Origin of the sequence: Bacillus sp. FSL K6-0073 (genome assembly GCF_038006085.1) — a bacterium.
Classification (GTDB): domain Bacteria; phylum Bacillota; class Bacilli; order Bacillales; family Bacillaceae_G; genus Bacillus_A; species Bacillus_A cereus.
This window is the reverse complement of sequence record NZ_JBBOUN010000001.1, coordinates 1903884-1918379: the sequence shown is the minus strand read 5'-3', so window position 1 is coordinate 1918379 and position 14496 is coordinate 1903884. Positions and strand designations below refer to the sequence as shown.

Genomic DNA, 14496 nt, shown 5'->3' with positions numbered 1-14496 from the left:
TATTGAAACGTAAGAATATTCAATAATAAAATCTCGTAAATAAAGCGAAACTTTAATCAGCCCCCCAATCGGGCTACCCGTCAAATAGCGAGATAAACTATTTAATAGAAGGGATTCATACAAATGCTACTTCCAAAATCATTAAAATACGGAGACACAATTGGGATCTACTCCCCTTCTTCACCAGTAACCTACACTTCTCCAAAAAGATTTGAACGAGCAAAATCTTACTTACAACAGAAAGGGTTTCATATATTAGAAGGTTCATTAACAGGTCGATATGATTTTTATCGTTCTGGTAGTATACAAGAGCGTGCTGAGGAGCTAAATGTCTTAATAAGAAATCCTAATATTTCTTGTATTATGTCAACAATTGGTGGGATGAATTCAAATTCAATATTACCTTATATTGATTATGATGCTTTTCTAAAGAACCCTAAAATAATGATTGGGTATTCAGATGCAACTGCTTTATTACTAGCAATTTACGCCAAAACAGGAATCCCTACATTTTATGGACCAGCTCTCGTCCCTTCCTTTGGCGAATTTGAACCTTTTGTTGATTGCACATACAAATATTTTGCTGAAACTTTACTACATGATCATTCTCTTCCTTATCATATAAAACAACCATTATTTTGGTCAGATGAATTTATTAATTGGGAAGAAAAGACGAAGGAGAAAGAACTTCGACCAAACGATTGGATTTCAGTAATTGATGGAAAAGCTACTGGGCGTATTATTGGCGGGAATTTAAACACGATACAAGGAATTTTGGGTAGCCCCTATATGCCACATATTCAAGAAGGCGACATTCTCTTCATTGAGGACAGTTCAAAAGATGCAGCTACTATTGAAAGAAGCTTTTCATTACTTAAAATTAACGGTGTATTCGATAAAATTTCAGGTATCATTCTTGGAAAACATGAGCAATTTGATGATTGTGGTACAAATCGAAAGCCTTTTGAAATACTATTAGAAGTACTTCAAAATCAAAGAATTCCTTTTCTAGCTGACTTCGATTGTTGTCATACACATCCCATGATTACCATGCCTATCGGTATTCAAGTAAAGTTGGATGCAACAAATAAAACGATACATATTGTAGAACCTTGGAAAAAATGAATGCATAGCTTCTATTGTTTTACAATAAAAGCCATGATACTATATAATTTGGAATGTGAAAGATTAAACAAAATACGTTCCAATATCTATTATTAGGAAAAGATAGATATAAATATATATTTATATGTAAAAGAGAGTGAATAAATGAAACCAACTATTAAAAATTACGTATTTTTACATGTAGCTTTTTTGATATATTCTATCATTGTGGTTTACATGAAATGGGCAGCTAAGTTTCCCATTGCTTCCATCTCATTTTTTATTGCTTATTTCGGACTAGTTGTACTTTTATTCGGATATGCAATTTTATGGCAACAAGTAATTAAGCATTTCGAAATATCAAAAGCATATTCACATCGCGGAATTATTATACTGTGGTCAATGCTTTGGTCAGTAGTTCTATTTGGAGATACGATACAGTGGAATCATTTACTTGGTGCGGCTATTATTATCGTCGGAATTGTGGTGGTGACAAAAGATGAATAGTTATATGTTGTTATTGATCTTTGGAATCGTATTGGCCAATTACTCACAAATTTTATTAAAAAAGGCTACTTTACAGCAATATGATTCTAAATTAAAAGAATATGTAAATCCATATGTAATCATCGGTTACTCTTTATTTGTACTTAACGCAGGATTCAATATTATCGCCTTAAAGGGACTGACAATAAATCAAGTCTCTGCATTAGAATCATTAAGTTATATCATCATATTAATTTTCGGTTGGTATTTTTTAGGTGAAAAAGTAACGAAAAGAAAAGTAATTGGGAATACTATCATTTTAATGGGTGTTGTGGTGTATTTTATTAAGTAATCACTTATACAAAAAGCTCCGTTTATCACAAACGGAGCTTTTTACTATTGACCTAAATTTTGCACTTTATCTTTCAAATCTCGAACTTGATCTACCGTCTGCATAAGCTCAGAGTTTTTAAATTGCTCTACATCCACTTTGCCTTCTTCTATCTTTGTCTTCGCCGTATCAATTAACGTATTTAACTTTTCGTTATATCCGACGATTTGTTGATGAAGATCCTTTGCTACATCAGGTGGCGTTAATTCATTGAATGCGGGTATATCTTGTTTAATTTCACTAAGCTTCGTTTCTAATTCTTTTCGAGCCTCGCTATCATTAACGGCCTTTTCTGCTAATGCTGGTGCATCATTTGCAAATGCACTTATTTCATTTACATAGTCTGTCGCCTTTTGAGCATAATCTATGGAGTTCTTTCCTTCCTCCACTATTGAACATCCCATTAAACCAATTGAAACTATAAATACTAATACAATTGATTTTATTTTCATTTTAGACCCCCTTCGTCCTTATAATTGTCTGTAATTTTCTCTATACATAACTTCTAGCTAAATTGTTTATAACCTTTTTCAAATAGCTATTTACCCTCTTACATGCCCTATTATCGTTACAACATCTATTTCTATATGTACGCTTATAATATCTTCAATTATATCCATATACCCTTGTCCTATAGCTGTTCCATAGTGTAATGTAAGCCCCTTCTTTTCATACACTGACTTTGGCACTGAAAAAATAAATCTCCTCAAGTTTCTTTCATCAGCTGGTTCCATAATTAAAACAATCCCATCCTCATCAAACATATACGCTCGCCCTCCAACTTTACATTCACTATGGCTCAGTATTGCCTTGGTCAGCAAAATTTAAAACATAATAAGTTAAGATACACTCCGCTCTATCATAAAGTGAAACTTTAATTAACCCTCACCAGTCGAGTCTTTATCGGCAAATAGCAGGATAAAAATAAAAAGCATTCATTCTTTTTTGTTAAGAATGGATGCTTTTTAAAAAATCAATTTCTAACTCTAGCATCTTTTTTTGACGAGGTTTTACTTTCCTTACGGGAACTCCAGCGTAAATATACCAATCATCTAAACTCTCTTTTACCATACTCATCGCACCGACTGCCGTACCTTCTCCTACCGTTACATTTGGAAAAATAATAGAATTAGCACCAATAATCACATGTTTTTTTAAAATAACTTTTTCTGCTTTCACATTCCTATATTGATTCGGGACGGTTGGCCCCATTAATGTATTTCCACTGAAATCATCAAGTACTGCATATACGATTGTTTTAGCTGAGATGTTTGCAAAATCATGCATTTCAATCCCAACTTCCCCTCCATATAACGCTGTATACGCTGATATGTGCGAATAACTTCCAATTGTGATTTTACCACTTAAAATGCAAAAATCATCAATTCTTACATGATTGCCAACTGATATAGCACTCGGATTATATATACTTGCTTTTTTACTAACCAATACATTTTTCCCAACAGATAAAAATCCAATTCCCTTTAGTTCTTCTTGACTATAAAAACTATTCATCTACCGACACCACCTTCTGCTCTAAACAGATTACAATTTGCTCTACTAGTTCTTTCGTCATTCCTTCCCATAAAGGTAAACTTACGATTCGTTTTGCTATTTTATTCGTCTTTGTTAAATCTGTAGACTTATAGTTTTTAAAAAGAACTTGTTGGTGGCAAGATGGTGAAAAGTATAATCTAGCTTCTATTTTCTGTTTTTTCAATTCTTCTATTACTTGTATGTTGCGAACTTCTTCTGGACAAATGATAGGCATAAATTGGTGAATAACTGCTTCTGTCTTTTGGACTTTCCACCCTTTTTTCATTAACCCAGTATTTTGTAACAACTGTTTATACCATTCAGAAATACGAGTGCGTTCTTTTAATTTTTGATCCCACTTTTTTATAGTCGCAATCCCAATAGCTGCTGCGTATTCAGACATTTTACAATTAAACCCCATCATCGTACATTCACGATTTTTATCAAATCCGAAATTCCCCATTCTTTTAATACGTTGTATATCTTCTTCGTTTTTACTATATATGAGCCCTCCTTCACCAATTCCGAAAGGCTTTGTTGCATGAAAGCTATATACGATCATTCCACTAAAATCTTGACCGTAATGCATTCCTCCATTCATTAAACCAAATCCCGGCGCCGCATCTACGACAACCGGAATCCCCTTCTTCTCTAATTCTTCATATTCTTCTAAGTTCATCCATGATCCAAAAGTGGCGTACGGGACAACAATCGCAACCTCTTCTTTTAATTCTTCTATCTTATGCAAAAGTACGGTTTTATCCATATACCAATCATCTATTGAAATATCAATAAAGTAAGGTTCCAATCCACACCAAATAGCGGCTAAGGCAGTCGCAGGGAATGTAAAGCTAGGCATGAGAGCATACTTTCCCTTTCTTCTTTTCTTTAGTTGAATAGCCGCCATTAACCCTAACGTTGCGTTTGCTACTGTTGTAACAGCTCCCCTGTTTTGAAAAAATGACGACATAATTGTTTCCTCAAAACGTTGATTTATAGGTCCATAATTCGTATATATGTGAGATGTATCAATTTCCTTCAATTCATCCAAATACTCACTTACAGGTACAGTTGAAGCACGTAAAAAAGGAATACTCTCCATATCTATCTATTCCTTCCTATCATTTTCGGACAATATAGAGCATATCCGTTTCAGATAATCCAAATTTCCTAGCACTTTTCATTCCTTGTTTTTCCGCTATGTTATATAATTCCACCTTAAATCCTGCATTCATTAATCGTTGAATAAATCCCGATTGATTATAAATTCTCACATGATCTTCTTGACCAAAAGCTAATTTCCTCAATTGTGGTGTTACAATTAATTCATTCTCTACAATAAAATCTACATTCATTACGATTGGTACTTGAATAATTCCCCATCCATTTGGCTTTAACACTCTATATAACTCTCGCATTGCTTTGTCATCATCAGGAACGTGTTCTAACACATGACTACATAATATTACATCAAAAGTATTACTATCATATGTAATCCTTGTAACATCAATTTCCTTCATTAATGGATCCTTTGGTTCTAAGTCACCACATACATACGTAATATTTTTATACTCGTTAAACCAATCTCTTAACTTCGCTTCAGGTGCAATATGAAGCATAGTATAGTTTCTATTTAACAAGTCCGTTTCCGTTTCAATGTACGCACGATACAATCTTTCACGATCCATCGAATTACAAACTGGACATATCCCTGTATCTTTATTCCACATCTCAAATTTATATTTCGGAAAATCATAATGTGCTGGCCAAGGTGAAAATTTTTCAAATTGTTGATTGCAATATTGACAATAACAACATTCTTTCTCGAACATATGAGCAACTAACTTGTTTAACCCTTTTTTTATCTTTTCATTATAAATTTGATCTAGTTCGCCATTTCTTACTGCATCCTTAACTATAAATCCCGCATTTTCTAAACAATAAGATAAACTCTCTTTATACTCACTTTCGGAGCTTAAAAATCCACTATTATATGCATCTATAATTAATTCAATCCACTCTTCAATTGTCATTAAAATAAAATGCATTTGTTTTTGATTTTGTCCACTATGTTGTCTAAAATAACTAAGAGGTTCTTGTATATAAACTACTTTTCCTTTCCTCATCATATCTAGCCAAGTTGCAATGTCATTAATAGCAGAATAAGCCTTTCCTTTAAAATATCCAAACTTCCCGTCAAACAAATTCCGATTAAACAAAACAGTTGTCGGCTCACCAACTACATTTTTCAAGTTTTTTAACATATAATTCCCTAATTCTTTTCCTTCAAAAAGTGTAGTTTCTTTCGCGATTTTCATATTTAATGTTGAAGGTGGTAATATCTCTCCATTCTCATCAATCAGTTCACGATATGACGTCACAAATGAAATATTTTCTAACGCCAAAAAGTATTGCATCATTCTCTCGATCTTTTCATGATGAAATAAATCATCATCTAATAAAAAGTTTATATAGTCCCCATTCGCAAGTTCTACACACTTATTAAAGTTTTCGGCAACTAACGGCGTTTCATTTTTTACATATGTAATACACTCATATTCACGTAAGTACGGTTGAATCATAGCATTGACTTCATTATTTGTACTGTCGTCAGAAATAATAATTTCAATATTTTCATATGTTTGATTCAAAGCGCTGTTGAGTGCTAATTCTAAGTAATAAGGTCTATTGTATGCAGGAATAAGTATACTTACTTTCGGTAAAGAAGAATTATTATTTATATGTTGTTTTTTCTTTTCTATGTTTATTTTCTTCGCTCTAATTTTTTGGTAATAGTCTAATGTATATAATATTGATGATGGAACTATCCTTCTTGCATAATCTAGAAAATTAGTTATCGCTTTGTCTAACTCTTTTTCAGTGGATAAGAAACCATATTGTTCTCCTGCTATAATACTGTGTGAAAAATCTTCTAACCCATCCATCATTTTATTAGATTCATTTAACTGTTGATCTGGATGTAATCGAAAGTAACTAAGTGTCTCTGCTATATATACAGCTTTTCCTTTACTTAATAAAGATAACCATGAAGCTATATCTACGTTACATAAATACCGCCTCTTATCAAAAATCCCAAACGGTTCTTGTAAATCATTTTTACGAAATAAAACTGTTGTCGGTTCTCCAATATAATTTTTTTGATCCACAATTACCTTATTTCCTAATTCTGTTCCCGCTATAATGGTATCCTCTTCAAATAAACGGACAGTCGAATAAATATGTCGTAGCTCTTTCCCTTTATCATCAATGACTTGACGATGAGATGTTACAAGCTTAATTTCATTATCTAAATCATCGAAAAAATACTTCATCATTTTTTCAATTTTATTCACATGAAATACATCATCATCCATTAAAAAATTTATATATTCACCGTTCGCTTCATTAAATAACATTAGCGCATTTTCAAATTGTCCGAGAGTTAATCTATTTTTTATATAAATAATATTTGAATGATCACATAAGTATTTTTGTAACACTTTTTCTGTTTCATCATTCGTGCTGTCATCTCCAACTATAATTTCTATATTAGGGTACGTTTGTTCTAACACACTACATAGCGCCTTTTCAAAGTAACGAGGACGATTATACGTAGGAATTAATACACTTACCAACGGAAGTTGCTCTACCACCTCTTCAGTTCTTTCAATACGAGTTCTCATTTTAACTCTCTCACCTCTTCGCATATTATTTATATACGCGACACAAAAATCACATTACTTTAACTGTATGGAGCCTATATACTTTTATGCAAACATGAAACAAATTATCATACTTTTCGTTCCTGAATAAACATATTTAATAATGCGGACATTTTATTTGCACCTTTTTTATTCATATGATCACTATCATAAAAATCATCGTCACAAAATAATGGCGAATCAAATAGATCTATGATTTGAAAAGAATATTGAGTTTGAAAATCATTTATAACTTTATAAAAATCTTCTTTTAATTTTTTACTACTACAATTGAAATAATGTGAAGTAACAGGGAACACAACAATTAGTGGTTTTATATCGTTTTTTAACAGTAAATCTAAATATTTTTTAAAAATCATTTTATTTTCAACTAAAGTATGAGGGTACGACAATTTAGCATGTGAAGCTGCTCTTATTTTCCCGTGTTCTTCAAAAGGAATGTGAAGAGGAGTGGTATTCCACTCAGCATTTATCCAAGGCAGTATCAATGATTCATCTTTTAGTCCGTCTAATAAAATATATTCAAAATGCAAATTAAAAATAGAAAGAAGTGGTTTCGGAGTATTTAGATGGGAGAATCCATCAGTGGGTAGAGGAGAGTGAACTACAGTATGATGACCATCTTGAAACAATGGATAATATACTTTGTGAATTCTATATGATTCGGAGGATAACGACATATCAAAGTAAAACGAGAAATAGGCTATTCCTATTAAACAATATTGAAATGAATGATTGTTTGATAAAAGTTGTGACGCTATTAAATAATCATAGTATAGATCTTGCGATGGAAGTGTTAATTTTATTGACTTTTTTGAGAGAAGCTCCGTACTTATGCCACAATGCGGATAAGACAAACCGGTAGCAAACAATTCATACGTCGGATCACTCTTTGCTTTTTTCATAGAAATGTATAAAGACATAAGATCCGGATTTATTTGATAGATAGAAATTAATTTATCCTTCCATTCATACATGTATTTTGTTAAATTAATAATTTTTGAACTTTGCACGCCCCTATTTATCAAGTCATTTGTAAGTTTTTCTGCGTCCCCTCTCCAAATGACTATATATTGAAAAGAACTTTCTATACGAACAACATCTGAAACGTCCACAACATGAACTATTGTTTTACATTTATTTTTGTCTAACGTATTTCGAATCCTATCCCCTGATAATTCATCACTTAAAACAATGATTTTATATTGCTCCTTCATGTACATCCCCTCCATTATATGTATAATATGAAATTCATTTTTAATTCGCAACAATCATATACACCTGCAATCTAACAAAAAAATAGCTCCACCATTAGGCGTAGCTATTTTTACAATTATTTCTTATTCAAATTATATTCCTTTATCTAACTCATAAAGTTTACGATACTTTTCATTTTCTTTCAGAAGTTGTTTATGACTACCTTGCATGACAATTTGGCCACGATCAAGGAATATAACTTCGTCTACATGTTCTATTCCTACAAGATGGTGCGTAATCCAAATAACCGTCTTTTCTTCCGTTGCAGAAAACATTGTTTCAATTAAAGACAATTCTGTTTTTGGATCTAAACCGATAGTCGGTTCATCAAGTACAATAATTGGTGTTTCTTGCATAAGAGTTCTAGCAAAAGCAACCCTTTGTCTTTCCCCACCAGAAAACCGCTTTCCCATTTCATGCATTTTTGTTTGTAATCCGTCTGGAAGAGAAGTAACATGTGAAGCTAATTGTGCTTTCTCTAAAGCTTTCCATATCTCTTCATCCGTCGCCTCTGGTTTGCCAATTCGTACATTATTTCCAATTGTCGTATCAAACAAATGCGGCTTTTGATTTAATACAGAAATATATTTAGATAAAAGATTCGTATTAGCTCGTTCACCATTTAGTACAACTTGGCCATTTACTGGGCTTAACGCCCCTGTTAACAATTTTAGTAAAGTAGATTTCCCTGTCCCACTTCTCCCTAAAATAGCAATTTTCTTCCCTGCTTTTATTTGTAATGATACATCTTTTAATACAATCTCATTACTATCTGGATAACTATACGATACGTGATTCAGTTCAATATCTACATGTTTTGGTTCAATATAGTCTTTCTCTCCATGCAAATCCGTTTCATCATGTAAAACACTATCACTTTCTACGCCATTAAGACGATGGGTAGATTCTACATACGACGGTATTCGATCGATGGCATCTGCAATAGGAATAAGCGCGTTCGTTACAGATAAAGTCATTAATACGAAAGCTGCGATAACTGTAGGAGCAATTTGTTCACTTGCCGCTTCATTCCCAGTCCATATGATCATCGAAATAACTACAATACCTACTACTAATTGAATGATACTGTCCCGAATATGATACCAGCGTTTCACTCTCTTTTCGATTTTTAACAACTGATCATTTTGTTTTACATACTCATTAATAAATTCATCTTTACGACCACTTGCTTGCCAATCAGATAATCCAAAAACAGCATCTGTCAGTTGTTGATACAAACGGTTTCTTCCTTGCTTTAAAGTAACATGATGTTTCTTCATCAAAAGTAATGATACAAACGGAAGAAGAAAAACGATAATAGCTAACATACAACCTACAATAAGTGCAAAAACAAAATCAAATGCACCGATAACAAGTACGAAGATACTATAAACAACTAGCGCTAATATGCTAGGAAATATTGTACGTAAATATAGGTTTTGCAAATGCTCTATATCTTCGGATAACACTCCTAACATATCACCCGTTTGAAATCGAGAACGGAAAAATAACGCCTGTGGTTCTACTATTATATATAGCCTCGTTCTCATTTTTTCTAATATACGTAGTACGACATCATGTCCGACTAAGCGCTCTATATAATGAAATACAGCTTGCCCTATACTAAACGCTCTTGTTGCAACAATAGGAACATATACAGCCATTACATTTTCTGGTCTAAGGGCAGATTTTGAGATCAAATAACCTGAAATAAAAAGTAACATCGCTCCTGAACTAACTCCAAGAAGACCAAGGAAAATAGTTAAAGTCATTCTACCTTTATTTTGTTTTATATAAGGTTTAACCCAGTTACTCATTTCTCTCCCCTCTCTTCCCTATGAAAATGTAATGTCTCATTCTCTAAAAGTTCTTCATACGTCCCACTTTCTTTCATTTCCCCTTTATTTAAAATAAGAATATGGTCCATTTGTTTCATCCAATGTAGACGGTGGGTTGCTAAAAATACTAACTTTCCATTAAATAGACGTAACATCGCTTGCTTTATTTCAAATTCGGTTTCAATATCAAGATGTGCCGTAGGCTCATCTAATAAAATGATTGGTTTTTTACTTAAAAGCGCACGCGCCATAGCAACACGCTGTTCTTGTCCGCCACTTAGCATACGTCCACCTTCTCCAATTCTTTCGTGCATCCCATTTGGAAGTGATGTAACGAGTGAACGAAGGCCGACTTCATTAATAACTCTTTCAACTTCTTCATCTGTTGCATTTGTTTCATAAAAACGAATGTTATCCTTTAATGAAAGCGGAAAAATATAAGGTTGCTGCGGAATATAAGCGATATTTTTTTGCCAATCTTCACGAGTAGATCCATCAACTTCTACACCATTTACTAACATCTTTCCACTCGAAGGAGATAAAAAACCTGCTAATACGTCGATTAACGTCGATTTGCCTGCACCACTTTCACCAATAACACCAATAGCACCGTTACCTTCCCAAGTAAAATTAATTCCTTCTAATATAGCCTTTTCAGATTCAGCATTATTAACTTTGATGTCTTGTAATTTCAAGCTACTAGAGGCATTCCATACTATATCTTCATTTAAATCTTTCTTTTGTATTCCTTTTTGTTGTTGCAAAATCTCTTCTATTTGCTCCATCGCAATTTGTCCATCTAATGTCGCATGATAATTTGCTCCCACTTGTTTAATCGGCAGAAAATATTCCGGAGCTAAAATCAAAATTGTAAGGGCTGGTAATAGTATAATCGTTCCATCTATTAAACGTATCCCTAATCCAACTGCCACAAACGCAATTGATAAACTCGTAAAGAAATCTAATGCAAAAGAAGAAAGAAAAGCAACTCGCAAAGTACGCATCGTTGCTTTTCTATACCTTTTACTTACTTTTTCAATCTTTCCTTCGTGCTGTTCACTTTTCCCTAAATACTTTAATGTTTCTAAACCTTTTAACGTATCTACAAAATGGTTCGAAAGTACACGATATATCTCGTACTGACTATCTGCCATTTTTTGCGCTGCTAATCCGAGAAGAATCATAAATATGATCACGATAGGAATCGTTACAACTAAAATGATTCCAGACTCAATATCTAGCGTAAAAACATATAGTACAATTAGACCTGGAACGATGCTACTTCTAATCATTTTAGGAATCGTTAATTCAATATATGTTTTAAATTTCTCAATCCCTTCAATTGATAAGGTAACCAGATGACCAGTCCCAACAGTTTGAACATACCTTGGACCTAATGGGAAATATGCCTCTACTAGTTGTTTTCTTAGTAACGACCCTGTTTTTTCAGCAAAACGTTCCACTAATATTTGTGATGTTCGAACTACTATATGACGCGCTGCAAACGCGATACCAAAATAAACAATTTCACTTAATATTGTTTGTACTGTCTCTCCATGAAATAAAAACGTAATAGCTCGTGCTAAAAAGATTGTTTGCGCAATAATACTAAAAGCTTCTAAAATACTAATAATCGTTAACGCTACATATAAAATACGGCTACCGGGATAAGACGGAAGTCCTCTTTTTCTTTTCATTAGTACTCCAAATCGTTGTCTGACTTAACAGGTTGTCTAAATACATAATAACTCCATATTTGACTTCCGATAACGAAAGGCAAAATAGCAATCGCAAAGTAAGTCATAAGTTTTAATGCATAAGCTCCTGATGCTGCGTTGTAAATTGTCAAATCATTCATTGCTCCTAAAGAGCTAATCATAACACGTGGGAACATACCGATAAATACACTCGCACTTAGTAAAATGATTGTTAAACTCGTCATAAAGAAAGCCCAACCATCTCTTCTTCTTTTATTTAATAAAGTGGACACTAATAGTGCTACAAAAGCTCCGATTGGCACCATAATCCATTCTGTTCCATGAGCAGTGAAAATGTCGGTTTTCCATAACCCCACACCAGCAAAAACAAGAAGTGTAATTAATGAAAATGGTGCAATTTTTATTGCAGCAATTCGTGCACGTTCTCTCAATTTACCAGTTGTACGTATCGTAAGAAATTGTAATCCGTGAACAATACATAGTAGGAGAAACATTACTCCTCCAAGTAACGCAAATGGATGAAGTAATTGCAAGAATCCACCTACAACATTTTTACTCTCATCAATAGGTACACCTACCATAAAGTTTGCAATCGCAACTCCCCAAAGGATAGGAGGTAACATACTTCCAATAAACATTCCCCAATCCCATGCACTCTTCCATTTATGATTATCTATTTTCGCACGAAATTTAAAGGAAACACCTCTTAAAATTAAAGCAAGAAGCATAAATACAAACGGAATATAAAAACCACTAAATAAAGTTGCATACCAGTGCGGAAATGCCGCAAACATGGCTCCACCAGCACAAACAAGCCATACTTCATTCGCGTGCCAGAACGGTCCTATTGTATTTAAGTAAACTCGTTTTTCAAAATCATTCTTTCCTAAAAACCTCGAAACCATTCCTACCCCAAAGTCGAAACCTTCCAGTACGAAGAATCCAACAAATAAGATTGCAATAACTAAAAACCATAACTCATTAAGAGATAACATACTCTTCCTCCTTATCAAATGGATCATGGCTTTGATAATCCTTTTTCGTTTTCTTATTCTTGTGGCCCTTAATGGTACGAACAAATAAGTACACACAAATTCCACCCATAATTAAATACATTGATGTGAATGAAATAAGTGAGAATAATACTTCACCGAATGTTACATTTGGTGATACAGCATCTTCTGTTTTCATTACACCAAATACAACCCAAGGTTGACGACCCATTTCAGTCATAATCCACCCTACTGTATTACCGATGAATGGAAGAGAAATTGCATACACCATTAATTTTAAATACCACGTTTTTTCCGCTAAACGATCTTTTCTTGATAAGAACCATCCGTAAGCTCCTAGAAGAAGCATGAATGTTCCACTCATTACCATCGCTCTAAAACTCCAAAACATTGTATGCACTGGAGGAATATAATCTCCAGGTCCATATTTTTCCTCATATTGTTTTTGAATTTGATTCATCCCTTCAACTTGACCGCTAAACTTATCATACGATAATAGACTTAGCATATAAGGGATTTGAATTTCAAACGAATTTTCTTTCTTCTCTGTATCAATTTTCGAAAATACTGTAAATGGTGCTGGATCCTCACTTGTATTCCATAGCGCTTCAGCTGCCGCCATCTTCATTGGATGTGTCTTAATTAATTGTTGCGCTTGTGCATGACCGAAGAATAATACAAGCGCCGTTGTAATTGTTCCAACAATGATAGAAATTCGGAAAGATTTTTTAAATACTACAGTTTCTTGTCCTTTTGTAATTTTCCATGCACTTACACCAGCAATAAAGAATGCACCTGTTGCAATTGCCGCTGTAATTGTATGCGGGAATTGTACCCATAGTTGTGGGTTTTGAATAATGGCTAAGAAATCATTCATTTGCGCACGACCATCAGCTGCCATTTCATACCCGACAGGTGACTGCATAAATGCACTTGCAGTTAAAATCCAGAATGCTGATAACATCGTTCCAATTGAAAGGAGCCAAATACACATTAAGTGAATTCGCTTCGGTAATTTATCCTCACCGAATACCCATAAACCCAGGAATGTAGACTCAATGAAAAATGCCAGTAATCCTTCAATCGCAAGTGATGGACCAAATACATCACCTACAAAACGTGAATACGTTGACCAGTTCATACCAAACTGGAATTCTTGTAAAATACCTGTTACTACACCTACTGCAAAGTTAATAAGGAATAATTGCGTCCAAAACTTTGCCATCTTCTTATATACTTCTTGCCCTTTTACCACATACAACGTTTGCATGATCGCAATAATAAAAGCTAAACCAATTGACAGCGGAACAAAAAAGTAATGGAAAATCGTTGTTGATGCGAACTGTATTCGTGCCAATTCGAGCGTTTCCATACTAAAATCACTTCCTTCATAGTTTTTATAATAAAAGTTAATTGAGCAATCTTATCAAA

Annotated in this window: 13 protein-coding genes; 3 read left to right on the top strand and 10 right to left on the bottom strand. The window is 33.6% G+C overall.

Annotated elements, in window-relative coordinates:
• The first annotated feature begins 123 nt into the window (after window positions 1-123).
• The 3 genes from MHB52_RS10060 (at window position 124) to MHB52_RS10050 (ending at window position 1942) form a co-directional block, all read left to right on the top strand.
• Window positions 124-1125, top strand: coding sequence for a S66 family peptidase (locus MHB52_RS10060; protein WP_000926316.1), 1002 nt, complete (start codon window positions 124-126; stop codon window positions 1123-1125).
• A 144-nt stretch (window positions 1126-1269) separates the two neighbouring features.
• A complete protein-coding gene (locus tag MHB52_RS10055; RefSeq protein WP_000805132.1) occupies window positions 1270-1611 on the top strand; it encodes an EamA family transporter in 342 nt (113 codons plus the stop codon).
• Entirely contained in the window at window positions 1604-1942 is a 339-nt protein-coding gene (locus MHB52_RS10050; RefSeq protein ID WP_001089876.1) for an EamA family transporter, read from the top strand. Before MHB52_RS10055 ends, MHB52_RS10050 begins: the two co-directional genes overlap by 8 nt.
• 44 nt (window positions 1943-1986) lie before the next feature.
• Here MHB52_RS10050 and MHB52_RS10045 read toward each other — a convergent pair whose 3' ends face one another.
• From MHB52_RS10045 to cydA, 10 genes are all read right to left on the bottom strand, one after another.
• On the bottom strand, window positions 1987-2433 hold the full coding sequence (locus MHB52_RS10045; RefSeq protein WP_000695229.1) for a DUF6376 family protein: 447 nt from the start codon (window positions 2431-2433) through the stop codon (window positions 1987-1989).
• A gap of 90 nt (window positions 2434-2523) precedes the next feature.
• Window positions 2524-2745: a hypothetical protein gene (locus MHB52_RS10040; RefSeq protein ID WP_000459099.1), complete on the bottom strand. Its 222-nt coding sequence runs from the start codon at window positions 2743-2745 to the stop codon at window positions 2524-2526.
• 184 nt (window positions 2746-2929) lie between these two features.
• The gene (locus MHB52_RS10035; protein ID WP_001084167.1) at window positions 2930-3496 is read right to left on the bottom strand and encodes an acyltransferase; all 567 of its coding nucleotides are present in this window, start codon (window positions 3494-3496) and stop codon (window positions 2930-2932) included.
• Window positions 3489-4619 carry a DegT/DnrJ/EryC1/StrS aminotransferase family protein gene (locus MHB52_RS10030; RefSeq protein ID WP_000443945.1) on the bottom strand — a complete coding sequence of 377 codons (1131 nt, stop codon included), beginning with the start codon at window positions 4617-4619 and terminating at the stop codon, window positions 3489-3491. The genes MHB52_RS10035 and MHB52_RS10030 overlap by 8 nt, the downstream gene beginning before the upstream one ends.
• Window positions 4620-4638: 19 nt before the next feature.
• Complete coding sequence (locus tag MHB52_RS10025; protein ID WP_061664150.1) at window positions 4639-7200, bottom strand: glycosyltransferase; 2562 nt, start codon at window positions 7198-7200, stop codon at window positions 4639-4641.
• 107 nt (window positions 7201-7307) lie between these two features.
• Complete coding sequence (locus MHB52_RS10020; RefSeq protein WP_061664149.1) at window positions 7308-8456, bottom strand: hypothetical protein; 1149 nt, start codon at window positions 8454-8456, stop codon at window positions 7308-7310.
• Window positions 8457-8588: 132 nt separating this feature from the next.
• The gene (gene cydC / locus MHB52_RS10015) at window positions 8589-10313 is read right to left on the bottom strand and encodes a thiol reductant ABC exporter subunit CydC (RefSeq protein WP_061664148.1); all 1725 of its coding nucleotides are present in this window, start codon (window positions 10311-10313) and stop codon (window positions 8589-8591) included.
• Window positions 10310-12031, bottom strand: coding sequence for a thiol reductant ABC exporter subunit CydD (cydD, locus tag MHB52_RS10010; protein WP_061664146.1), 1722 nt, complete (start codon window positions 12029-12031; stop codon window positions 10310-10312). Before cydD ends, cydC begins: the two co-directional genes overlap by 4 nt.
• The gene (gene cydB, locus MHB52_RS10005) at window positions 12031-13047 is read right to left on the bottom strand and encodes a cytochrome d ubiquinol oxidase subunit II (protein ID WP_000950083.1); all 1017 of its coding nucleotides are present in this window, start codon (window positions 13045-13047) and stop codon (window positions 12031-12033) included. Before cydB ends, cydD begins: the two co-directional genes overlap by 1 nt.
• Window positions 13034-14437, bottom strand: coding sequence for a cytochrome ubiquinol oxidase subunit I (gene cydA, locus MHB52_RS10000; RefSeq protein ID WP_000448869.1), 1404 nt, complete (start codon window positions 14435-14437; stop codon window positions 13034-13036). The genes cydB and cydA overlap by 14 nt, the downstream gene beginning before the upstream one ends.
• Window positions 14438-14496: the final 59 nt, after the last annotated feature.

What these genes read in the sequence shown, in the direction of transcription:
- cydD (WP_061664146.1), bottom strand. Translation starts at nt 12,031, where the DNA reads ATGAAAAGAAAAAGAGGACTTCCGTCTTATCCCGGTAGCCGTATTTTA.
- MHB52_RS10055 (WP_000805132.1), top strand. Translation starts at nt 1,270, where the DNA reads ATGAAACCAACTATTAAAAATTACGTATTTTTACATGTAGCTTTTTTG.
- cydA (WP_000448869.1), bottom strand. Translation starts at nt 14,437, where the DNA reads ATGGAAACGCTCGAATTGGCACGAATACAGTTCGCATCAACAACGATT.
- MHB52_RS10060 (WP_000926316.1), top strand. Translation starts at nt 124, where the DNA reads ATGCTACTTCCAAAATCATTAAAATACGGAGACACAATTGGGATCTAC.
- MHB52_RS10040 (WP_000459099.1), bottom strand. Translation starts at nt 2,745, where the DNA reads ATGTTTGATGAGGATGGGATTGTTTTAATTATGGAACCAGCTGATGAA.
- MHB52_RS10020 (WP_061664149.1), bottom strand. Translation starts at nt 8,456, where the DNA reads ATGAAGGAGCAATATAAAATCATTGTTTTAAGTGATGAATTATCAGGG.
- MHB52_RS10045 (WP_000695229.1), bottom strand. Translation starts at nt 2,433, where the DNA reads ATGAAAATAAAATCAATTGTATTAGTATTTATAGTTTCAATTGGTTTA.
- MHB52_RS10030 (WP_000443945.1), bottom strand. Translation starts at nt 4,619, where the DNA reads ATGGAGAGTATTCCTTTTTTACGTGCTTCAACTGTACCTGTAAGTGAG.
- MHB52_RS10035 (WP_001084167.1), bottom strand. Translation starts at nt 3,496, where the DNA reads ATGAATAGTTTTTATAGTCAAGAAGAACTAAAGGGAATTGGATTTTTA.
- cydC (WP_061664148.1), bottom strand. Translation starts at nt 10,313, where the DNA reads ATGAGTAACTGGGTTAAACCTTATATAAAACAAAATAAAGGTAGAATG.
- MHB52_RS10050 (WP_001089876.1), top strand. Translation starts at nt 1,604, where the DNA reads ATGAATAGTTATATGTTGTTATTGATCTTTGGAATCGTATTGGCCAAT.
- cydB (WP_000950083.1), bottom strand. Translation starts at nt 13,047, where the DNA reads ATGTTATCTCTTAATGAGTTATGGTTTTTAGTTATTGCAATCTTATTT.
- MHB52_RS10025 (WP_061664150.1), bottom strand. Translation starts at nt 7,200, where the DNA reads ATGAGAACTCGTATTGAAAGAACTGAAGAGGTGGTAGAGCAACTTCCG.